23 protein-coding genes and 1 pseudogene are annotated in these 21457 nt (G+C 58.9%); 10 read left to right on the forward strand and 14 right to left on the reverse strand.

Annotated elements, in window-relative coordinates; all coding sequences use genetic code 11:
* Window positions 1-20: 20 nt before the first annotated feature.
* On the reverse strand, window positions 21-347 hold the full coding sequence (locus ACX3YD_RS20595) for a DUF3565 domain-containing protein (protein ID WP_458960864.1): 327 nt from the start codon (window positions 345-347) through the stop codon (window positions 21-23).
* On the opposite strand from ACX3YD_RS20595, the gene ACX3YD_RS20600 reads away from it, so the two are divergent.
* From ACX3YD_RS20600 to ACX3YD_RS20610, 3 genes are all read left to right on the forward strand, one after another.
* Complete coding sequence (locus ACX3YD_RS20600) at window positions 316-801, forward strand: FKBP-type peptidyl-prolyl cis-trans isomerase (RefSeq protein WP_008054392.1); 486 nt, start codon at window positions 316-318, stop codon at window positions 799-801. The genes ACX3YD_RS20595 and ACX3YD_RS20600 overlap by 32 nt on opposite strands.
* Window positions 802-925: 124 nt before the next feature.
* Window positions 926-1408: a glutathione peroxidase gene (locus tag ACX3YD_RS20605; protein ID WP_458960865.1), complete on the forward strand. Its 483-nt coding sequence runs from the start codon at window positions 926-928 to the stop codon at window positions 1406-1408.
* A 235-nt stretch (window positions 1409-1643) separates the two neighbouring features.
* A complete protein-coding gene (locus tag ACX3YD_RS20610) occupies window positions 1644-2747 on the forward strand; it encodes an NADH:flavin oxidoreductase (RefSeq protein WP_103405220.1) in 1104 nt (367 codons plus the stop codon).
* Between the two features lie 63 nt (window positions 2748-2810).
* On the opposite strand, the gene ACX3YD_RS20615 is transcribed toward ACX3YD_RS20610, so the two are convergent.
* The 3 genes from ACX3YD_RS20615 to cysZ all read right to left on the reverse strand — a co-directional run bounded on the left by ACX3YD_RS20615 (window position 2811) and on the right by cysZ (window position 6569).
* Entirely contained in the window at window positions 2811-4010 is a 1200-nt protein-coding gene (locus ACX3YD_RS20615) for a glycosyltransferase family 4 protein (RefSeq protein ID WP_458960866.1), read from the reverse strand.
* An 87-nt stretch (window positions 4011-4097) separates the two neighbouring features.
* Window positions 4098-5669 carry a family 20 glycosylhydrolase gene (locus ACX3YD_RS20620; protein WP_458960867.1) on the reverse strand — a complete coding sequence of 524 codons (1572 nt, stop codon included), beginning with the start codon at window positions 5667-5669 and terminating at the stop codon, window positions 4098-4100.
* Between the two features lie 144 nt (window positions 5670-5813).
* On the reverse strand, window positions 5814-6569 hold the full coding sequence (gene cysZ, locus ACX3YD_RS20625; RefSeq protein WP_458960868.1) for a sulfate transporter CysZ: 756 nt from the start codon (window positions 6567-6569) through the stop codon (window positions 5814-5816).
* Between the two features lie 315 nt (window positions 6570-6884).
* On the opposite strand from cysZ, the gene trxB reads away from it, so the two are divergent.
* A complete protein-coding gene (gene trxB / locus ACX3YD_RS20630) occupies window positions 6885-7841 on the forward strand; it encodes a thioredoxin-disulfide reductase (RefSeq protein WP_047539318.1) in 957 nt (318 codons plus the stop codon).
* 176 nt (window positions 7842-8017) lie between these two features.
* Here the strand turns inward: trxB and ACX3YD_RS20635 are convergent, their stop codons facing one another.
* The 7 genes from ACX3YD_RS20635 to ACX3YD_RS20665 form a co-directional block, all read right to left on the reverse strand.
* Window positions 8018-9268, reverse strand: a complete 1251-nt coding sequence (locus ACX3YD_RS20635; RefSeq protein WP_458960869.1) for a 2-aminoadipate transaminase — start codon at window positions 9266-9268, stop codon at window positions 8018-8020.
* Between the two features lie 251 nt (window positions 9269-9519).
* Complete coding sequence (locus ACX3YD_RS20640) at window positions 9520-9858, reverse strand: HopJ type III effector protein (RefSeq protein ID WP_458960870.1); 339 nt, start codon at window positions 9856-9858, stop codon at window positions 9520-9522.
* Window positions 9851-10147, reverse strand: coding sequence for a DUF1244 domain-containing protein (locus ACX3YD_RS20645; protein WP_047537806.1), 297 nt, complete (start codon window positions 10145-10147; stop codon window positions 9851-9853). The genes ACX3YD_RS20640 and ACX3YD_RS20645 overlap by 8 nt, the downstream gene beginning before the upstream one ends.
* 106 nt (window positions 10148-10253) lie before the next feature.
* Window positions 10254-10634, reverse strand: coding sequence for a dihydroneopterin triphosphate 2'-epimerase (gene folX / locus ACX3YD_RS20650; protein ID WP_103405227.1), 381 nt, complete (start codon window positions 10632-10634; stop codon window positions 10254-10256).
* A gap of 2 nt (window positions 10635-10636) precedes the next feature.
* Window positions 10637-11212, reverse strand: coding sequence for a GTP cyclohydrolase I FolE (folE, locus tag ACX3YD_RS20655; protein WP_047537811.1), 576 nt, complete (start codon window positions 11210-11212; stop codon window positions 10637-10639).
* Window positions 11213-11232: 20 nt separating this feature from the next.
* Window positions 11233-11943, reverse strand: coding sequence for a dihydromonapterin reductase (gene folM / locus ACX3YD_RS20660; RefSeq protein ID WP_458960871.1), 711 nt, complete (start codon window positions 11941-11943; stop codon window positions 11233-11235).
* A gap of 173 nt (window positions 11944-12116) precedes the next feature.
* A complete protein-coding gene (locus ACX3YD_RS20665; protein WP_047537817.1) occupies window positions 12117-12686 on the reverse strand; it encodes an antibiotic biosynthesis monooxygenase in 570 nt (189 codons plus the stop codon).
* Between the two features lie 212 nt (window positions 12687-12898).
* Here ACX3YD_RS20665 and ACX3YD_RS20670 point away from each other — a divergent pair, with 212 nt between their 5' ends.
* A complete protein-coding gene (locus tag ACX3YD_RS20670; RefSeq protein WP_458962067.1) occupies window positions 12899-13858 on the forward strand; it encodes a MerR family transcriptional regulator in 960 nt (319 codons plus the stop codon).
* Window positions 13859-13860: 2 nt separating this feature from the next.
* Here ACX3YD_RS20670 and ACX3YD_RS20675 read toward each other — a convergent pair whose 3' ends face one another.
* Window positions 13861-14466 (reverse strand): hypothetical protein, encoded by a 606-nt coding sequence (locus ACX3YD_RS20675; protein WP_103405229.1) that lies wholly within the window; start codon window positions 14464-14466, stop codon window positions 13861-13863.
* A 72-nt stretch (window positions 14467-14538) separates the two neighbouring features.
* Window positions 14539-14997 carry a PAS domain-containing protein gene (locus tag ACX3YD_RS20680; RefSeq protein WP_103405230.1) on the reverse strand — a complete coding sequence of 153 codons (459 nt, stop codon included), beginning with the start codon at window positions 14995-14997 and terminating at the stop codon, window positions 14539-14541.
* Window positions 14998-15097: 100 nt separating this feature from the next.
* Here ACX3YD_RS20680 and ACX3YD_RS20685 point away from each other — a divergent pair, with 100 nt between their 5' ends.
* The 4 genes from ACX3YD_RS20685 (at window position 15098) to ACX3YD_RS20700 (ending at window position 18578) form a co-directional block, all read left to right on the forward strand.
* A complete protein-coding gene (locus ACX3YD_RS20685) occupies window positions 15098-15553 on the forward strand; it encodes a flavodoxin (protein ID WP_047537826.1) in 456 nt (151 codons plus the stop codon).
* A 234-nt stretch (window positions 15554-15787) separates the two neighbouring features.
* Window positions 15788-16570 (forward strand): class II aldolase/adducin family protein, encoded by a 783-nt coding sequence (locus ACX3YD_RS20690; RefSeq protein ID WP_103405231.1) that lies wholly within the window; start codon window positions 15788-15790, stop codon window positions 16568-16570.
* Window positions 16570-17472, forward strand: coding sequence for an alpha/beta fold hydrolase (locus ACX3YD_RS20695; protein WP_047537831.1), 903 nt, complete (start codon window positions 16570-16572; stop codon window positions 17470-17472). Before ACX3YD_RS20690 ends, ACX3YD_RS20695 begins: the two co-directional genes overlap by 1 nt.
* Before the next feature lie 194 nt (window positions 17473-17666).
* Window positions 17667-18578, forward strand: coding sequence for an SDR family oxidoreductase (locus ACX3YD_RS20700; RefSeq protein ID WP_103405232.1), 912 nt, complete (start codon window positions 17667-17669; stop codon window positions 18576-18578).
* 49 nt (window positions 18579-18627) lie between these two features.
* On the opposite strand, the pseudogene ACX3YD_RS20705 reads toward ACX3YD_RS20700, so the two are convergent.
* A pseudogene (locus ACX3YD_RS20705) lies at window positions 18628-18912 on the reverse strand (N-acetylmuramoyl-L-alanine amidase); the annotation flags it as partial.
* A 740-nt stretch (window positions 18913-19652) separates the two neighbouring features.
* Here ACX3YD_RS20705 and ACX3YD_RS20710 point away from each other — a divergent pair.
* A complete protein-coding gene (locus tag ACX3YD_RS20710; RefSeq protein WP_458960872.1) occupies window positions 19653-21446 on the forward strand; it encodes a DUF1302 domain-containing protein in 1794 nt (597 codons plus the stop codon).
* Window positions 21447-21457 lie beyond the last annotated feature (11 nt).

Here is a 21457-nt window from a genome sequence, read left to right on the forward strand (position 1 = left end):
ATCTGACGATCTACCGAAATTCAGTCGCCAAGGTTATCGCTAACCGAGCCTTGTGCGCACCAACCGCAATCGAAGGGCTGGCCTATTTTTTCAAGGCGCTGTGCAGGGTCCGTGACCCAGGCGCGGGACTGCCAGGGCGGCTGGTGTCGCAGGTGCTGCGTGTGGCCGCAGGAAAGCTCGGCCACCCAGTGCCCGTCCTCGTCTTGATGAAAGCCGGTGATCGTCGCAATCCGTCTGTCCGGGTTGTGTTCGCTTTCGGACGATTGCTTCGCTAAACTGGGTCTTTCATTATTCTTATGCAAAAGGTCTCGCCCCATGCTGATTGCCGCCAATAAGGCTGTCTCCATCGACTATACCCTGACCAACGACGCTGGTGAGGTCATCGACAGCTCAGCCGGCGGCGCGCCGCTGGTCTACCTGCAAGGCGCAGGTAACATCATTCCGGGCCTGGAAAAGGCACTGGAAGGCAAAGCAGTCGGCGACGAGCTGACCGTAGCCGTTGAACCTGAAGATGCCTATGGCGAGTACGCTGCCGAACTGGTCAGCACACTGAGCCGCAGCATGTTCGAAGGCGTTGATGAGCTGGAAGTGGGCATGCAGTTCCACGCTTCCGCTCCGGACGGCCAGATGCAGATCGTGACCATCCGCGATCTGGACGGCGACGACGTGACTGTCGACGGCAACCACCCGTTGGCCGGTCAGCGCCTGAATTTCCAGGTCAAGATCATCAATATCCGTGATGCCAGCCAGGAAGAAATCGCTCATGGTCACGTCCATGGCGAAGGTGGCCATCACCACTGATTTTCTGCGCTAAGCTTTCGATTACTGGAGAGGCGCCCCGAGGGCGCCTTTTTAGTCTGCGGCTGTCCCAGGCGACACCGATAAGTGGCTGTTTCGAGAAGAACACGGGAATCTGGAGTTCGTCATGAGTGCTTTTCACGACCTTAATTTGACAGCCCTTGATGGTCAGGCGCTACCTTTGGCGCCGTTCAAGGGGCACGTGGTGCTGGTGGTCAACGTTGCTTCCAAATGTGGCCTGACCCCACAGTACGCGGCGCTGGAGAATCTCTACCAGCAATACAAGGCCAAAGGCTTCAGCGTGTTGGGCTTGCCGTGCAACCAGTTTGCCGGACAGGAGCCAGGCACCGAGCAGGAAATCCAGGAGTTTTGCAGCCTCAACTATGGCGTGACTTTTCCGTTGTCCAGCAAACTGGAAGTCAACGGGCATGAACGTCATCAGCTGTACAAACTGTTGGCGGGCGAGGGCGCGGAATTCCCGGGTGACATCACCTGGAACTTCGAAAAGTTCCTCCTGGGAAAAGACGGGCGTGTACTGGCGCGGTTCTCGCCACGTACGGCGCCGGACGATCCGAGCGTCATTCAGGCGATTGAAAAAGCCCTGAGCTGATCTCCCCACCTGTAGGAGCGAGCCGGCTCGCGATAGTCGTGAACGAAAACGCGGGAAACCTGACCCCCCGCAGCGTTCTCAGGTCCATCGTCGGAACGCCGCCCGGAGCAAGCTCGCTCCTACAGGGTTATTCGTAACCTTTTTCTCCTTAATCACCGAAATCAATAGTGCTATCCAGCGCGTGCGGATATCCATATTATCGCCGTCATAAAGTAATCCTTCGTGGAGCGTCCCCATGCCCGTCCAAGCCCTGTTCAAACCGTTCCACCTTGGCAACCTCGAACTGCCGACCCGCGTCGTCATGGCGCCGATGACCCGTTCGTTTTCCCCGGGCGGTGTACCCAATTCCAAAGTGATCGAGTACTACCGTCGTCGTGCTGCCGCTGGCGTTGGCCTCATCATCACTGAAGGCACCACCGTCGGGCACAAGGCATCCAATGGCTACCCGAACGTCCCGCACTTCTACGGCGAAGCCGCCCTGGCAGGCTGGAAGAAAGTCGTCGACGCCGTCCACGCCGAAGGCGGCAAGATCGTTCCGCAACTGTGGCATGTGGGCAGCGTGCGTCGTATCGGCACCGAGCCGGACGCCAGCGTGCCGGGTTATGGCCCGTCGGAAAAAGTGAAGGACGGTCAGGTCGTGGTTCATGGCATGACCAAACAAGATATTCAGGACGTGATCGCCGCGTTCGCCCAGGCCGCCAAGGATGCCCAGAGCATCGGCATGGACGGTGTGGAAATCCACGGCGCCCATGGCTACCTCATCGACCAGTTCTTCTGGGAAGGCAGCAATCAGCGCACCGACGAATATGGCGGCAACCTGGCCAACCGTTCGCGCTTCGCCATCGAATTGATCCAGGCGGTGCGTGCGGCGGTTGGTGAAGGTTTCCCGATCATCTTCCGTTTCTCGCAGTGGAAGCAGCAGGATTACACCGCCCGTCTGGTACAAACCCCGCAAGCCCTGGGCGAATTTCTCCAGCCGTTGTCCGACGCCGGCGTGGATATTTTCCACTGCTCGACACGCCGTTTCTGGGAGCCGGAGTTCGACGGCTCCGAACTGAACCTGGCGGGCTGGACCCGCAAACTCACCGGCAAGCCAACCATCACCGTCGGTAGCGTCGGTCTGGATGGCGAGTTCCTGCAGTTCATGGTCAACACCGACAAGGTCGCGCAACCGGCCAGTCTTGAAAAACTGCTGGAGCGTTTGAACAACGACGAGTTCGACCTGGTCGCGGTGGGTCGTGCGCTGTTGGTCGATCCGGACTGGGCGCAGAAGGTGCGCGAAGGTCGTGAGCAGGACATCCTGCCGTTCAGTCGCGAAGCATTGATGACGTTGAGTTAAAGGCGTCTGTACCGGTCCCATCGCGGGCTTGCTCGCGATGGGGGCCTCAAAGTCAGTAAGTGTTCAAGGGACTATCGACGCGTTCGACACCACCTGTTCCCCCACGCAAGCCCCCCGCAACTGCCCCTCGAACTGCTCGATAATCGACGCCCAGCCCTGGCGACTGGCATGCTGGCGTGCATTGAGTCGAACGCAGCGCAAGGTTTCCCGCTCTTCCAGTAGCCACGCCGCCGCATCGCAGAACGCTTCTTCATCCCCCGGCATCGCCAGTACGCCGTTGTAGCCATGGCGAATGTGCTGGGCTGCCGCTGCCTGATCGTAGGCCACGACCCCCAGCCCCGAGGCCAGCGCCTCAAGCACTACATTGCCAAAGGTTTCGGTCAGGCTCGGAAACAGAAATACATCCCCCGACGCATAGTGACAGGCCAGGGCTTCACCGCGCTGAGTACCGCAGAAAATCGCCTCGGGCAATTCGTTTTGCAGTTCCTGGCGCTGCGGACCATCGCCGACCACGATTAGCTTCAGGGTGCGCTGTGGATAACTGGCCTTGAGGGTGTCGAAGGTGCGCTTGAGCAATCCCAGGTTTTTTTCCTGGGCCAGGCGACCGACATGAATGACCGCGATGTCTTCTTCGGCCAATCCCCATTGCTCACGCAGGGCGTTCAAGCGTTTGGAGGGGTGAAACAATTGACTGTCGACCCCTCGGGAAAGCAACGCCAGGCGCTCGAAGTGACGCCGTTCCAGCTCCATTCGCTGACTGACGCTGGGCACCAGGGTCATGGTCGAACGATTGTGGAACCAGCGCAGGTAGTGGGTCAGCAGCCGCGTCAACAAGCCGAGCCCATATTGGTGGGAGTACTGCTGGAAATTGGTGTGAAAGCCGCTGACCACCGATATCCCCAGGCGCCGTGCCGCTCGCAGTGCCGATAACCCCAATGGGCCTTCGGTGGCGATGTACAGCACATCCGGGCGATGGCGCTTCCAGCGGCGCAACAGCTTGTGCATTGACGACTGACCCCATTGCAAACCGGGATAGCCCGGCAGCGGCCAGCCCCGGCACAGCATCAACTCATCGTCGCTGCTCAGTTGCTGATCGCAGCCTTGGCGCGGCCGAATCAACTCCACCTGATGCCCGCGCGCGCGCAAACCGTCGCACAAGCGACCAAGGGTATTGGCCACGCCGTTGATTTCGGGAGGGAAGGTTTCGGTGATCAGGGTGATATGCAGAGCTGTCGTCATGACCTCAGTGTCGGCTGGGGTCATGTCGTCAGTGTGACGTCGGGATGATGGATTTGTGACTGCGCCGTGCACACATTCAGCAAAGAATCTTTACCGGAATAAAGCGCGGGATTACTGCCAGGGCACAGGGGGAGGATTTGCGACAGCCAGGGCGATCAGCGGCAGTTCCTTGAATCTGTTTGCGGCGTTCGGTGAATCCCAGGTGCGCTGCCCCAATGGCAGTAGCCATGACCTGAATTGCGTCCACATTTCTTCGGGTGAACTGAAGGTCGGTACTTCGATCCATAGCTGAACGCCCGCTCCGGCCATTGCTGGATGGCGCGAAGGAATTTCGGTGAAAGACGCTCCGGCGTTATCCATGAAATGGTTTGCCCGCCAAACATCGTAGATCCCGTGAGGCGAGTGTTTGGCGTGGAAGAGGTTGTCCCATGCTTTGTTGATGATGAAATAAAAGTCGCCATGGGCGTTGAGGACGGTGTAGCCGGCATCGACCAATTCTTGCGCATTCAGTTCGCCTCGCCGGCTGCCCCAGATGCTCCAGCACTCGATTTGCACCTGCTTTTTCAACGCAATGACTTGCCTCCTTTTCACCGCGCTGTCATTCCAGATGCGTGCGATTTTGCCCTTTTCTTGAACAAGCTCAGCCAGGCTGTTGATGAAGTATCTGACGGCATCTTCGGAGTCAGCCTCCAAATTGCCCGTTTCGTCACGTACGTACTGAGCTAATTGAGGTGTATTGTCCGGTGTGATTGGCTGCAGAAAGTACTCGTCAGCTCCTAAGTGGATGTAGCGACTTTGTGGAAACATTTCCATCAGGTCGGTGAACAGTGACTTGAGGAAGTTGCGGGCTGGCGCAATGCTGAAGTCGATGGCTTTTGATACCACTGACCCGTTATTGAGTTTTAGTTGCCACTGCGGCTTGTCGCGCAGAATCCAGTCCATGTGACCAGGCATGTCCAGTTCGGGAATGACCTCGATGTGATAGTCGGCGGCGGTATCCAGCACACGTTTCAGATCCGCTGCGCTCCACGCGTCATCGCTGGAAATATCCGGGTGGGACGGGAAAATGACTCTGACACCCTCATTGTCAGTGAGATGCAAATGCAGGGTATTGAGTTGATTCCAGGCCATCTCCTGTAACAGGCAGATGATCCACTCAGGACCGAACTGCCGACGGCCCATATCAATCATCACCGAACGTTCGGCATAGGCAGGTGCATCGATAATCACTGCCGGATCAAGAACCGTGGAGACGCGAGCCGCTTTGTGCAGGGTAGTCAGCGCCCGGGCCATGGCGCCCGGATTCTGTGCCGTAACGCGAATGGGCTGGGTGACATCGATTCGGTAGGTTTCATCTGCACCATGGACGGGGATCGCCACGTCACCCGTGTCTGGAGTAGACAGTCTTAATTCGATATCACTTGCTCTCGCCTGAGCGCCGGCCTGCGACTCCAGCAGAATTTGCGGTGGTGTTTGCAGCTGGGCTGCACCGGTCAAACCATAAGCCAGGCGGGTCGCCAAAGTACGAAGACACTCATCGTTGATGAGAATTCGTGTGCTCGAGTTGATGGAATACACGAGGCCGACTTGAGGCGCGGCATGCAGCACCGTCGGACTCATGTCGATCCATGGGAAGCGTTGGTTGGTTTCAGAGAAAGTGTTGTGTTGAATATCCGTATTCATTCTTCCGATCCTAATAAAGGGGGGCACACGACCCGAACGAGATGCAGTTTCTCGATAGGAGTGCCCCCGAAGATTAGGCGCATTAAAGGCAGCGCAATACTGTCAGAAGTAACAGGTAAGAATTAAGTTGGGGTTGGCTTCCAGTCAGGAGGCGCTTTTTTCCAGTGCGTCAAGCCCGCGCTCACGCACCCAGAACAAGGTAGCCCCGGCCACCGCGGCCGGCATCATCAGGATGTTGACCACCGGAATCAGCAGCGCCAGATAAACAATGCCGCCGAAACTCATGCTCTGCCAGCGTTTCTGCCGCAGCCAGGCGAGCATCTCGTTCCAGCCCAGCTTGTGGTTGTCCGCCGGGTAGTCGATGTACTGGATCGCCATCATCCAGACCCCGAACAGCAGCCACAACGGCGCGGCGATGATGTTCACCACCGGGATGAACGAAAGAATGAACAGGCCGATTGCCCGGGGCAGGAAGTAACCGAGCTTGCGCATTTCCCGGCCCAGGGTGCGGGGGATCATGGCGATCAGTTCGCCCCAGCTGAAGGTCGGGAAGTCGTCGGTGCCGCGCACCACCACTTCGACTTTTTCCGCCAGGAAGCCATTGAACGGCGCGGCGATGACGTTGGCGAGCATGGTGAAGGTGAAGAACACCATCAACACCACCAGCACGACGAACAGTGGCCACAGGACATAACTGAGGAAGCTCAGCCAGTCGGGCAGGGAAGGCATCAGTGTGTCGACCCATAGGCTGAACTGGTGACCAGCCAGATAGATCAGTCCGACGAACAGCACCAGATTGATGACAAGTGGAAGCAATACAAAAAGGCGCAGGCTGGGGCTGAGAACCAGTTTCAGGCCTTCGCGCAGGTATTGCGGGCCGGACAGAACAGGGGCGGGCATAACGTGCTCCGAGCAGAGGGAAAACGCGCCGACCTTACCGGCTTTGCCTGACGGGTGAAAGCGCGGTAGCGGCATCGACATTAACTGTAACAAAGGCGTCCTGATAATCACGCTTCCGGGATAGAGACCACCTATGAGCTGGATTGTTAAACCGTATTTCCTTAATCTTCGCCCCCTCGATACGCTGCACCCATTCTTTTTACAGGACTGTCGAGTTCAAGCCTTCCCCAAGTGCTTTCAATGGTCCTTTTTTATTCCCGCCGGCAAACCGGCGATCCGCGCCAGGTGTTCCGGGCCGGTCAACAGGAGCAGGTCATGTCTGAAGTCCGTCATTCGCGAGTGATTATTCTCGGTTCCGGCCCTGCCGGTTACAGTGCCGCGGTCTATGCCGCCCGTGCCAACCTCAAGCCACTGCTGATCACCGGCATGCAGGCTGGCGGTCAACTGACCACCACCACCGAAGTCGACAACTGGCCGGGCGATGTCCACGGCCTGACCGGCCCGGCGCTGATGGAACGCATGAAAGAGCACGCCGAGCGCTTTGAAACCGAGATCGTTTTCGATCACATCAATGCCGTGGACTTCGCTGCCAAGCCTTACACCCTGACCGGCGACAGCGCGACCTACACCTGCGATGCGCTGATCATCGCCACCGGTGCCAGCGCACGCTACCTGGGCCTGCCGTCGGAAGAAACGTTCATGGGCAAAGGCGTTTCGGCCTGCGCGACCTGCGACGGTTTCTTCTACCGCAACAAGCCAGTGGCTGTAGTGGGCGGCGGTAACACGGCGGTGGAAGAGGCGCTGTACCTGGCCAACATCGCCAGCACCGTGACCTTGATTCACCGTCGCGAAACCTTCCGCGCCGAGAAAATCCTGATCGACAAGCTCAACGCCCGCGTGGCCGAAGGCAAGATCATCCTGAAACTGAACGCCACCCTGGACGAAGTCCTGGGAGACAACATGGGCGTGACTGGCGCGCGTCTGAAGAACAACGACGGCAGCTTTGACGAAGTGAAAGTCGACGGCGTGTTCATCGCCATCGGCCACACCCCGAACACTTCGCTGTTCGAAGGTCAGCTGACGTTGAAAGATGGCTACCTGGTTGTGCAGGGCGGCCGTGATGGCAATGCCACGGCGACCAACATCGAAGGTATCTTCGCGGCCGGTGACGTGGCTGACCACGTATACCGTCAGGCCATCACCTCGGCCGGCGCCGGTTGCATGGCGGCACTCGATGCCGAGCGCTACCTGGATAATCTGCAGAACGCTTGATTCTGCGATCGGAAAAAAACCGGCTTCGGCCGGTTTTTTTATTGCGTCGAAACAATCTCATTACTGTAGGAGCGAGCGCGCTCGCGAGGGTGGTCAACCATGATGCTGGCAACCTGACACCTCGCGGTGCCCTGTCGTCCATCGCGAGCAGGCTCCTTCCTACGGGGGGAATGTGTTCAGACCAGTTTCTTCAGGCACGCTTCGAGAATATCCAACCCTTCCTCCAGCACCGCGGCCTCGGTGGTCAACGGTGCCAGCAGCCGAATGATATGGCGTGATTTGCCGCTGGGCATCAGCAACAACCCGGCGTCCCGCGCCAAGGCCAGCAGTTGCGTCAGTTGCGCGGCTGCCGGTGTGCCATCAGGTTTGATCATTTCGATGCCACGCATGGCGCCGACGCCGGTCAGTCGACCTAGATACGGCGATAGCTTGCTCGCACACCACGCTTCATAGCGGCTGACGATCGCTTCTTCCTGTTGTGAGCCCCAGGCTTTCAGGTTGGCATCGGTCATTTCATCCAGCGTCGCCAGCGCGGCGGCACAGGCGATGGGATTGCCGGAGTAGGTGCCACCCAGCCCGCCCTTGGGCAAGTTGTCGAGCAGCGATTTACGCCCGACCACCGCACCCAGCGGCACGCCACCCGCGATGCTTTTGCCCAGCAGGATCAAATCGGGTTCGATGCCCAGTCGCGAGAAGGCAAATCGTTGGCCGGTACGGCCGAAACCGGACTGGATTTCATCGGCGATCAGCACAATGCCTTTCTCGTCGCAGAAACGCCGCAATGCCTGGGCAAACTCAACGTCCATCGCCAGAAAACCGCCTTCGCCCTGCACGGGTTCGACAATGAAACACGCCACGTCTTCGACATCGATCTCGACGCTGAACAGCCGCTCCATCGCCTTCAGGGCCTCGGCGCAGGTGACGCCGTTGTCCTTGCTCGGGAAGGGCAGGTGGTACACCGGCCCTGGCAACACACCGACTTTCTGTTTGTAGGGCGAGACTTTGCCGTTGAGGTTGAGGGTGGCCAGCGTACGACCGTGGAAGCCTCCATCGAAGGCGATCACGGCGCTGCGGCCGGTGGCGCCGCGCACGATCTTCAGGGCGTTTTCCGCCGCCTCGGCGCCGCTGTTGGTGAGCATGCCACTGACGGGGTAGTCCACCGGGATAAACGCGCTGAGACCATCCATCAAGGCGATGTAGGGTTCATGTTGCGCCGCGTTGAACGCGTAGTGGGTCAGGCGGGTGGCCTGTTCGCGAATGGCTTCGACGATGCGCGGATGGCAATGGCCGAGATTGAGTACGCCGATGCCGCCGACGAAGTCGATGTAGCGTTTGCCATCGGTGTCCCAGACCTCGGCGTTTTTACCGTGGCTGAGCGTGACAGGGTGAACGATGTTGATCGACTGACTGATGCTTTCGCTGCTCATGGATGACCGGCTCGGAAGAAGGAAGACTTCCTTTTATCTAAGCCGTGAGCAGCACTGGCGGGCAAACGAAATAAAGTGGCCGGGTCAATCTGAAAAGTCGGGATGTGCTTTACGCGCCTTGAACGCTGACTTGTAGGAGCGAGCCCGCTCGCGATGGTGGTCAACGATAACACTGGCAACCTGACACCCCGCGGTGCCCTGTCGTCCATCGCGAGCAGTCGAGCGTCGACCGGCTACTCCTACAATTTAAATCAGCGGCGGGTCAGGGGCTGCTGATCAAACTTCACCCCGGCCAGACCATGGGCCATCAACGCACGGATATTGCCGTGATCGCTGTCTTCAGGTGTGGCCAACACGGAACGGTAGTGTTCGCCGAACGCCAGCAGGGCTTCTTCATCGCTCAAACCTTCCAGCAGTGCCAGGCCCAGCGTCTTGCACGAACCTTCGTTCTGTCCGGCGGCGTTTTCCACGCCACCGTTGTTGAACGCCTGTGGCTGGTAGGCGTAAGCGGCGGCGATGAAGGCCAGGGTATCGGCGAAGGCGTGTTCGCCGCTGTTGAGGCTGGTGCGCAGGGTGTTCAAATCACTCATTGGGTTTTCCTTTGGCGAACGCCGCTTGTTGTTCGGCGCTGGCTTCTTGCTGAAATTGGGCTTTCCAGTCGGCGTACGGCATGCCGTAAACCACTTCGCGGGCTTCGTCGAGGCTGACCTCGATCTGGCGTTCGTCGGCAGCCGCCTTGTACCACTTGGACAGGCAGTTACGGCAAAAACCCGAGAGGTTCATCAGGTCGATGTTCTGCACATCCTTGCGGCTGTCCAGGTGGGCCACCAGCCGGCGAAAGGCGGCGGCTTCGAGTTCCAGGCGTTGTTGATCGTTCATGGGGTCTCTCTGAGACAGCTGCAAGCGGCAAGCGTCGAGCTGCAAGTTGGATTTGCGATGCGGCGAAGTTTACAGCTTGCCGCTTGAAGCTTGTAGCTAGCCGCTGCTACACAGTAGTCCGGCTCGCCGCCAGGGTGATCGACACCGACTCGGCGAATCGCAGGGCGTGGGGCTTGTCCACTTCGACCTCGGCATACAGCACCGACTCGTTGGCCATGACCAGATCGAGAATCTCCTGGGTCAGGCGTTCAAGCAGGGCGAAGCGATTGCCTTCGACGTGGGCGATGATGGCCTTGGTAATGGTCCGGTAGTTCAGCGCGTGATCGATGTCATTGTCACGCACCGCTTCCTGGGCCGCGTAGAGGATGGTCAGGTTGATCAACACATCCTGTTTGTTGAGGATTTCATCCTCGTTGATGCCGATGAAGGTGCGCAGGCACAGGTCCTTGACCCGGATGCGTGCCATGCCTGGTTGAAGTTGTGGCATTACTACTTGCTCCGTCCAATCAATTGCAGGAACTCCTGGCGGGTGTTGCTCGACTCGCGAAAGGCGCCGAGCATCACCGAGGTGTTCATGGTCGAATTCTGTTTCTCGACGCCGCGCATCATCATGCACATGTGCCGGGCTTCGATGACCACCGCCACGCCCGCCGCGCCGGTTACTTGCTGCACCGCGTCGGCGATTTGCCGGGTGAGGTTTTCCTGGATCTGCAGGCGTCGGGCGAACATGTCCACCAACCGTGCGATCTTCGACAGGCCCAGCACCTTGCCCGTGGGAATATAAGCCACATGCGCCTTGCCAATGAAGGGCAGCAGGTGATGTTCGCAAAGCGAGTACAGCTCGATGTTGTCGACGATGACCATTTCATCGTTGTCGGAAGCGAACAACGCACCGTTGACGATTTCTTCGACACTCTGGTCGTAACCATGGCAGAGGTAGCGCATGGCCTTGGCCGCGCGCACCGGGGTGTCGAGCAGGCCTTCGCGGTCGGGGTCTTCACCGAGACCGATCAGGATCTCGCGGTAGCTCTGAGACAGAGCGTTCTGAGGCAGGGATAACGTCATGGAAAATCCTCGCGGGACACTTATTTGAGGTGCCTTCCGCCGTTGACGGTCAGGGTCGTGCCGGTGACATAAGGGTTGTCGAGCAAATAGCGCAGGCTCTGGTAGATCACTTCGCTGCCGGGTTCGATGCCCAGTGCGGATTTGGCCAACGCCTTGGCGCGGTAGGCCGCATCATCATCAGGGTTGAACATTAGCAGGGCCGGGGCGATCCCGTTGACCTTGATGCCTGGCGCGTATTTCGCGGCGAAGGACAGCGTCAGGCTGTCGAGCCCGGCTTTGCTGGCGCAGTAGCCAATGTGCCTGCTGCTGCCCTTGCGGGTCACGTCATCGCTGATGTGCACGATGTCGGCGGGGCTCGAGCGTTGGAGCAAGTCGGCGCAATGCAGATTGATCAGGTAGGGCGCCAGCATGTGCACGCTGAACATGCGGGTGAAGGCTTCGGCTTCGGTCCCCGGGGTTTCGGCCAGCCATTCGGAGGCGTTATGCACGATCGCCCGCAGGCTCTCGGTATGGGTTTTCAGCTCGCGGATGAAGGCAAGTATTCCGCCCTCGCTGGCGAAATCGGCAAACAGCGCCGTCGCCCCCAGATCGCGCAGGGTTTGCACGCCGGGGCGTTCGCTGCGGTAGCTGAAAATCACGCGATGGCCATCTTCGAGCAATCGCTGCGCGCAATGCAGGCCGACACGCTGGCCGGCGCCGGTGATGAGGATTGGGGCTGCGGAAGAGGTCATGAACGGCTCGCGTCGCGGTAAGAGCAAAACTATACCAGCGCATTGCAGCGTTCACCTATGCCCCCGGTAGGAGCGAGCCAGCTCGCGATGGTCGTGAACGATAACGCTGAGAGCCTGATACCCCGCAGCGTTCTCAGGTTCATCGCGAGCTGGCTCGCTCCTACACCGGGAGATCAGCGGCTTTGAGGGCTTGGCTCGGCGGACAACCGGCGCACAGGCTTGCTATTGAGCCAGCCCGCCAACAACCGGGTCGACAATGGAATGAAGAAGTAGACCATCAAGGGGGTCAGGCACAGCGTGCTGACAAATATGCGAGGCAGCAGGCTCATTTCACTCAGCAACGGTCCAAGAACAAAGTTGAACAGCAGCGACACCGGAAAGAACGCCAGCCAGATCGCCACCGCCTGTTTCCAGCGTGGTGGGCGTTGGCCTGCGGCGCCAAACCAGCCTTCGATGCCACTGACCCGATGTTCCATCGGATGGGCGAACAAGTCGCTACCGCGCGCCAGCCACGCCGTACGCGAGGCGGAGTGTTCCCAGGCGTGCAGAGTCTGCTCATCGGCGAAGCGGAAAATAATCTGGAATTCATTATCGTCGGGCGGCGGAGCGAGCACGCCGGAGCCGAGATAACCGGGGAAGTCGGTGGCCAGTTGTTCGCCTTCGCGTAACCAGGCGATCAGATCCTGATAACGCCCATCGGCAACGCGACGTGCAACCATCAGCGTGACGGGTGAGGTAGACATTGTGTATCTCCGTAAGGCTTTTGCATCGATCCGGGTAGGAACTTCGCTGAACGCAGTGCCGGGGTGGTGGACTGCGTGTCCTGACAAGCAAGGATTATTCCGCATTCTACCCGTTTTCATATTTGGTGTTTTTCGATCACGCATGGCTTGAATGATCACGGGGCAGGGGAGTTAAAATGCGGCTCGAACCACGCATGGACGTTGAGGCCCAGATGCCCGTACTTACTGATGGTGCTTCAGGCGTACCGCAGGCTGTATCTCTTGAGCAGGAAGAGCTCTTTCCCATTCGCGAAGTATCTCGCCTGACCGGCGTCAATCCGGTCACGCTGCGTGCGTGGGAGCGACGCTATGGTCTGATCGTGCCAACGCGCACCGAAAGTGGGCACCGCCTGTACTCGATGGCCGATATCGAGCGTGTCCGCAGCATCCTCGGCTGGATCGAACGCGGTGTCGCGGTCAGCAAGATCGGCAAGATACTGGCCAAGGCAGCGCCGCTTCAGGCGTTGTCGCACCTGATCCCCAACGACCTCGTGCAAGCTGACTATGCGCAATGGCATCAGCAGCTTCAGGCCGCCGTCAGTGCTTTTGACGATGTGCTGCTGGAGCAGATATACGGACAGATCTTTTCCAGCTACAGCCAGCCGGTGGTGTTTCAGGACATCCTGCTCCCGCTCTGGAAGCAGTTGCTGCAACGCCAGGATTCGTTCGGCCGGGTCAGCGAGTGGTTGTTCCTGGATAGTTTCCTGCGATCACGGGTCACGCAACGGTTGCTGTTGATCCGTGACAAGCACCCAGGGCGAGTCATCGTCAGCGCCCTGTCGGGCCAATGCCGGGAACTTGAATTATTGATTGCAGCCTTGTTCCTGAGCAGCGAACAAGCCGGCGTGCGCGTGTTAGCCATCGGGCAGCCATTTGATGAGTTGACCCTGGTGTGCGAAAGGATCAAGCCCCAGGCATTGGTGCTTTTTTCCAATCACGTACCGGCCCCCGAACTTCCACGGCGCCTGAATCGCCTGGCGATGAGCCTAGATTGTCCGTTGCTGCTGGCCGGTGATGCGTCCGACCTGGCGCAGGAAAGCCTTGCCGGATCGTCGATTGGTTGTCTGGGAAGCGAGGGCGTGGTGATGCGCCAGCGTCTGAAACAGTTCCTGGCGGGCAATCTGGATACTTGAATTCAGAGATGCAGGCTAGGGTGGGTCAATCGATGTTGCTGCAGGATGTACTGGCGCAGGCGTTCGGTTTCATCCGTGTCGCTCTGGCTCAATTGATAGGCGTAGAAGCCTTGCTCGGTTTCCTTCTCGAAGGTGCCGCGCAGCGCGATTCGCTCATAGCCTGAAGGGCTGAACCACAAAGCGAAATGCTTCGGTGCCTTGGTCTTGTTGCGAACCTCGAGCAAAACCCCTTTGAACGAGACTTCATGCACCCACATCGTGCCGGGTTGGCCTTGGGCATTTTCCAGTGCTACCGGCTCTTCGAGCACCAGTCGCCATGGCCGCACCAATGGACCGTCTTCATAAATACTGGGAACACCCAGGCGCAGATGCAGCGCATGAAACTCGTCTTCCACCAAGTGCAGGGGGAAAGTCATTTGCTGATTTTCGAAGTTGGCCTGGATGGTGACTTGCTCATGCGCTGCCAGGCGCGTGAGTAAGTCACGGATTTGCGAACCGCCGTTTACGAGCAGGCTCGACGTCGCATCACGCACATTGAGCTGCGGGTTGTGTTGCATGGTCTGGATGAAATCCAGCTCATCCTGAGTGAGGAGCGCGTCGCGATGCATGGCAGGCTCGAAAGAAATAGTTACAAAGTGTTCGGTGATTGTAGTTAATGACAATTGATTCGCGGATTTGTTTTAACCGTTCGTCGCTTTTAGCGCCGCAAGCTCAGCCTGGACTTCGGCCAATTGCGCTTCAAGCTGCGCAATCCGCTGCTGTGCCTTGACTTGCAGCGTCACGTCTTTCTGTACACCGATAAAATAAACCAGCCCGTCACTCGGATTTTGCACCGTCGAAATGGACAGCTCATTCCAGAACGGTGTGCCGTCCTTGCGGTAGTTGCGCAGGATTTCCCGACAGGATCCTTCGCTCTTCAATGCATCACGAATCTTCGACAAAGCTGGCTGATCCCGGTCTCCGGATTGCAGGAAGCGACAATCCTGGTAAAGGATTTCTTCGCTGGAGTAACCGGTGAGGCGCTCGAATGCCGGGTTGACGTAAATCAGAATATTGTCCTGCTCGCCTTCTTTTTCGGCAATCACGACGCCGTCGTTGGAGGCGTTGATCGCCAATTGCAGCAGTTTCGAGTTGATCATGGTGGACCCCTCCATGTTGGTTGTCGGGGGGATTCTAAAAGAACAATAAAGACTGTGCTGTTAAGATCCCGGTCTTTGACTCAGCTTCAGGATCAGATTGATGAAAGTCGCCATCATTTCCGGCTCGGTGTACGGCACGGCCGAAGAGGTTGCCCGTCACGCCGCCAGCCTTTTGCAAGCCGCCGGTTTCGAAACCTGGCACAACCCGCGTGCAAGTCTGGCCGATGTTCAGGCCTTTGGCCCGCAAGCCTTCCTGGCGGTGACCTCGACCACCGGCATGGGTGAATTGCCGGATAACCTGCAACCACTGTACTTCGCGATCCGCGATCAATTGCCCGCAGCCTGGCGTGGTTTGCCGGGCGCGGTGATTGGTTTGGGCGATGCGAGCTACGGCGATACGTTCTGCGGCGGCGGCGAATTAATGCGTGAGTTGTTCGGTGAGCTGGGTATTCGCGAAGTGCTGCCGATGCTGCGCCTGGACGCCAGTGAAAGCGTCACTCCGGAAACGGATGCCGAGCCCTGGCTGGCAGAGCTGGCTGGCGCTCTGCGGGGCTGATCGAGCGCCGCTCAACGTTTGTAAACGTCAATTCTCAGGGTGCTGCCGGGGCTGCAGGCAGTGCCCGGCTCGCCCTCTCTGGCGGCGGTACTTTGACGTGTATCGCGCTTCACTGAACGACTGACTCGCTCGGCCATCAAGCTGGCTGCCAATGCAACTACGCGAACCCTGGAGGGTGTCTAGACTCGATAGTCATTGGAAACACTCCATAATAAAAACCAGAGGTTCCTTGTCGTGAGCGTAGCCCCCGTTCAATCCCTCGACAGCGTCAAAGACCAGGTCAGTGCCGCCGAGTGGCAGACCCGGGTCGACCTGGCGGCCTGTTATCGCCTGGTTGCCCTGCACGGCTGGGACGATCTGATTTTCACCCACATCTCGGCCAAGGTGCCTGGTACCGAAGACTTCCTGATCAACCCGTTCGGGATGATGTTTCACGAAATGACTGCCTCGAGCCTGGTCAAGGTCGATCAGGCCGGCAACAAGCTGATGGACAGCCCCTACGAGATCAATCCGGCCGGTTACACCATCCACAGCGCGGTTCACGAGGTTCGCCATGATGTCGTCTGCGTGCTGCACACCCACACCGCCTCGGGTGTTGCGGTCTCGGCGCAGAAACAAGGCATTTTGCCGATCAGCCAACAGTCGTTGTTCGTCCTTTCCAGCCTGGCGTATCACGCCTACGAAGGCGTTGCGCTGAATCACGAAGAGAAGGCGCGACTGCAAGCCGATCTCGGGGAAAACAATTTCCTGATGCTGCACAACCACGGTTTGCTGACCTGCGGCGGCACCATCGCCGACACGTTCCTGATGATGTTTACCTTCCAGCGCGCCTGTGACATCCAGGTCATGGCGCAGGGCGGTGGCGCGGAACTGATCGCCATCGAACCGCAGATTCTGGCGGGTGCCAAGGCAATGATCGCCGGAGTCACCAAAAGTGCTGAAGGCATGGGCGGTGCGTTGGCCTGGCCAGCGCTACTGCGCAAACTCGATAAACAAGACACGGGTTATAAACTCTAATGGCACTCGCTGAGATTCCTCTGTGTATCTGGCGCAAGCGCAGCCAGACATTCGACTTCCGTGGCCAGACCATTCGTTACTGGACGGCGGGGCAGGGTGAGCCGCTGCTGCTCATCCATGGCTTCCCGAGTGCCAGTTGGGATTGGCATTACCTGTGGCAGCCGCTGGCTCAGCGCTATCGGGTGATTGCCTGCGATATGCTGGGCTTCGGTGACTCGGCCAAACCGGTGAATCACGAATACAGCTTGCTGGAGCAGGCTGATCTGCAACAGGCGCTGCTGGCTCAACTGGGAGTCGAGCAGCCTGTGCACCTGCTGGCGCATGATTACGGCGACAGCGTGGCCCAGGAACTGCTGGCCCGGCATTACGATTCGCAGATTCAAATTGCCAGTTGCGTGTTCCTCAATGGCGGGCTGTTTCCTGAAACCCATCGTCCCGTATTGATGCAAAAACTACTGCTCAGCCCATTGGGCTGGATGATTGGCCGCGCGTTCAGTCGCGATGGGTTGGTGAAGAGTTTTCATCAGATCTTTGGCCCTCAGACGCTTCCCACCGAGAGCGAAATGGATGATTTCTGGAGCCTGATCGAAAGCAATAACGGGCCACGGGTCATGCACAAGTTGATCGGCTACATCCCTGAACGGCGAGTACAACGCGATCGTTGGGTCGCCGCCATGCAGCGCGGTGAGGTGCCTTTGCGCGTGATCGATGGCGAGGTCGATCCGATCTCCGGCGCGCACATGGTCGCGCGTTATCGGGAGCTGATCCCCAACCCGGATGCGGTGCTGTTGAGCGGCATCGGTCACTACCCACAGATCGAGGCACCGTGCCAGGTACTCAAGCACTACCTGGCGTTTCGCGATCAGCAGATGCTGCCGCCGCTCAAGGTGGCGTGTTCCTGAGTTCCGCTGAACGCTGAACACTATGGGGCGAGGGGGTACCCCCCCCTCGCGACAAGTGCTGTGCTCGCCTTCTGCATCATCAATCATCCCCCAGCCTTATCGCGCACCATTCAGCCTCCCCCCTGTTCATTGTGACCCGCAGCGCCGTGCCTGAAACTCCAAGGCAATGTCCCTGGCCTGTTGGAGTCCCCACCATGAATGAGTTTGTGCGCTTCGAAGATAAAGTCGTGATCATCACCGGTGCGGGGGGCGGCCTGGGTCGGGCGCATGCGCTGTTGTTCGCCCAGCAGGGCGCCAAGGTGCTGGTCAACGACCTTGGTGGTTCGACTCAGGGTGAGGGCGCCAATGCGTCGGCCGCAGACCGTGTGGTCGCGCAAATCCGCGACGCCGGTGGCACTGCCGTGGCCAACCACGACTCGGTCACCGATGGCGACAAGCTCGTTCAACATGCACTCGACGTCTTCGGTCGTGTCGATGTGGTGGTCAACAACGCCGGCATCCTGCGCGACAAGACCTTCCACAAAATGGAAGACGCCGACTGGGACCTGGTTTACCGCGTCCACGTCGAAGGCGCCTACAAAGTCACCCGCGCCGCCTGGCCGCACATGCGCGAGCAAAACTACGGCCGGGTGATCTTCACTGCGTCCACCTCGGGCATCTACGGCAACTTCGGTCAATCCAACTACGGCATGGCCAAGCTCGGGCTCTACGGCCTGACCCGCACCCTGGCCATCGAAGGCCGCAAGAACAACATCCTGGTCAACGCCATCGCCCCCACCGGCGGCACGCGCATGACCGAAGGCCTGATCCCGCCGCAAGTGTTCGAGCAACTCAAGCCGGAACTGGTCAGCCCGCTGGTGGTGTACCTGGCCAGCGAAAACTGCCAGGAAACTTCTGGCCTGTTCGAAGTCGGCGGCGGCTGGATGGGCAAGGTGCGCTGGGAGCGCAGCCTGGGCGCCGGGTTCGACCCTCGGGTGGGTTTCTCGCCGGAAGATGTGGCGGCGCACTGGCAGCAGATTTGTGATTTCGAAGGCGCAGCGCATCCGAAGGACAACATTGAAGCGCTGAAGGAAATGATGGGGAATTTGCAGAAGTATTCGTTGTAATGCGGCAGGCAAGGTCATATTGAATGACCTTGCCGACTGTATTCGTGGCCTATCGAGGAAAGTACTTGGACACCAGCGCCGCCAGGGTTGCGGCCGTTTGCGCATCCATGACCCCGTCGTAACGCTCCGGGCGAAAATGCATCTGAAATGCCCGGACCAGCAGCTTAAAACCTTGCTCGGTCGAAGCACCTGAAATGTCATATCCGTAAGACTTGAATAGCGTTAACAACTCGCTGCGGGCCGGAATGGCGCTGGCATTGTATTGCTGTAGAAAGTCGTCCCGGGTGACCTCATCGAACCAGGCGCCGATGCCTTTGAGATAAAGCGCATGCCAGTCTCGATGAAACTCATCCGCCTGGAATCAGATGTGTGATCTCGAGGACTTGGTGCTTGTTATCTCGCAGCGCGTGGTAACGCAGCGCCGCAACTCCGGCGAGAATGTCTGCGCCTGACGCTATTCCGATGGCGGTTGCAGGGGCTGTGAGCACAGCAATTGTTGCGGATCGCAAAGCAGTTCTGATTGCCAGGGACGTTGCTGTCTCAAGCGCGGATTGTTGCGTGGTAATTGTTCCCGTGAGAGCGGCCCAAATAGCGGCAAAATTCGACCCATAAAAAAAGGCCGCTGCAAACGCAGCGGCCAAAGAAGACGTTGGATCCAGGAGCTACAAATCAACGTCGGTGTGCACGGGGCGATGAGTCGAGAGCCTCAATCTCATCTGAAATCTGTCGCCAGTCGGCACGGTAAATCACGTGCCGCTGCTTCGTGCTTCCGGGCGGGTTCCCGTGAAAGCCAGGCTAGAATAAGTGTTGGCCAGTAAAGGAAAAATAGCGATTCGAGACATGCTGTATTGCGACATTCGTAACAGTCCTGATGACCTCTTTGACGTCCATTTCGCCACAACATGCGCACAGCTGATGGCCTCCCATCCAGCCCATCCATACCCCCGTGTAAACCCCCGTTCCCGGCGGCCACTCATCCTTTAGAGGTACACCACGAATACCTCCTTGGTGCGCTTATCGTCCCCGGTGGGCGGCAGTAGGGTGAGGCCTTCTGTCACTCACCGGGGAAGACGCATGACAAAAACAACAATGCGCGCCATCTTCACGCCGCAGGCGCTGGCCGCTGCGGTGGCCTTGGGTTGCTGTGCCCAGGCACAGGCCATTTCATTCAACGTCGGCGAGATCGAGGGGACGTTCGACTCGTCGCTGTCGGTGGGCGCGAGCTGGGGCATGCGTGATGCCGACAACTCGCTGGTGGGCTTGGTCAACGGCGGTTCGGGCCAGTCCTCGACCGGCGATGACGGGCGGCTGAATTTCAAGAAAGGCGAGACATTCTCGAAGATCTTTAAAGGCATCCATGACCTTGAGCTCAAGTACGGCGACACCGGTGTGTTTGTCCGTGGCAAGTATTGGTACGACTTCGAACTGAAGGACGAAGACCGCGAGTTCAAGCCCATCAGCGATCATGGCCGCAAGGAGGGCGCCAAGTCTTCCGGCGGGCAGATCCTCGATGCCTTCGTCTATCACAACTACTCCATCGCCGATCTGCCGGGCACGGTGCGTGCGGGAAAGCAGGTGGTCAGTTGGGGCGAAAGTACATTCATCGGTAACTCGATCAACAGCATCAACCCGGTGGATGTTTCCGCGTTCCGGCGCCCGGGTGCCGAGATCAAGGAAGGCTTGATTCCGGTGAACATGTTGTTTGCTTCCCAGGGCCTGACGGACAAGTTGACCGTGGAAGGCTTCTACCAACTGGAATGGGACCAGACCGTTCTCGACAACTGCGGGACCTTCTTCGGCGTCGACGTGGCGGCGGACGGTTGCAACAAGAACTACACCGTCGCCAGCCCGGCCATCGCCCCGTTGCAGCCGATTGCCGCAGCGTTTGGCCAAGGGTTTGAAGTCAGCAAGGAGGGCGTGATCGTGCCCCGTGGCGGTGACCGTGATGCCCGCGATTCCGGACAATGGGGGACGGCGTTGCGCTGGCTCGGCGACGACACCGAGTACGGTCTGTACTTCATGAACTACCACAGCCGCACGCCGACGGTGGGCACCGTCACCGCGGGTGCCAGCACGCTGGCGAGCATTCCGGGGATCGTGGCCACGGCCAACCGGATCGCGCCCGGCAGTGGCTCGGGTCTCGCGCAAAGTGTGATGCTCGGGCGCGGTCAGTATTACCTCGATTACCCGGAAGACATTCGCCTGTACGGCGCGAGTTTCTCTACCACCTTGTCCACCGGTACCGCATGGACCGGCGAGATCAGTTATCGGCCCAACGCGCCGGTGCAGGTCAACACCAACGACCTGACACTGGCCATGCTCAACCCGATTGCCGGTGGCGCGGCATCGCCCATTGCGTCCCGTCCAGGCGCCGACAACAAGGGCTATCGGCGCAAGGAAATAACCCAGGTCCAGAGCACCCTGACGCACTTCGTCGATCAGGTGATGGGCGCTGATCGCCTGACCCTGGTAGGCGAGGCGGCGGTGGTTCACGTCGGTGGCCTGGAGGCCCGCAGCAAGCTGCGCTATGGACGTGACTCGGTATACGGGCAGTATGGTTTCGGCGGCGACACCGATGGCTTCGTGACCTCGACCTCCTGGGGTTATCGAGCCCGGGCCATCCTCGATTACAACAACCTCATCGCCGGCATCAACATCAAACCCAACCTGTCGTGGTCCCACGACGTCAGCGGGTATGGCCCCAACGGGCTGTTCAACGAAGGTGCCAAGGCCATCAGCCTCGGCGTCGACGCGGACTACCGCAATACCTACACCGCAAGCCTCAATTACACCGACTTCTTCGGGGGGGACTACAACACCCTCGAGGACCGCGACTTCGTGGCGTTGAGCTTTGGCGTGAACTTCTGATCTGGCTGAGA

This window comes from Pseudomonas fluorescens group sp. PF-1 (genome assembly GCF_054481335.1).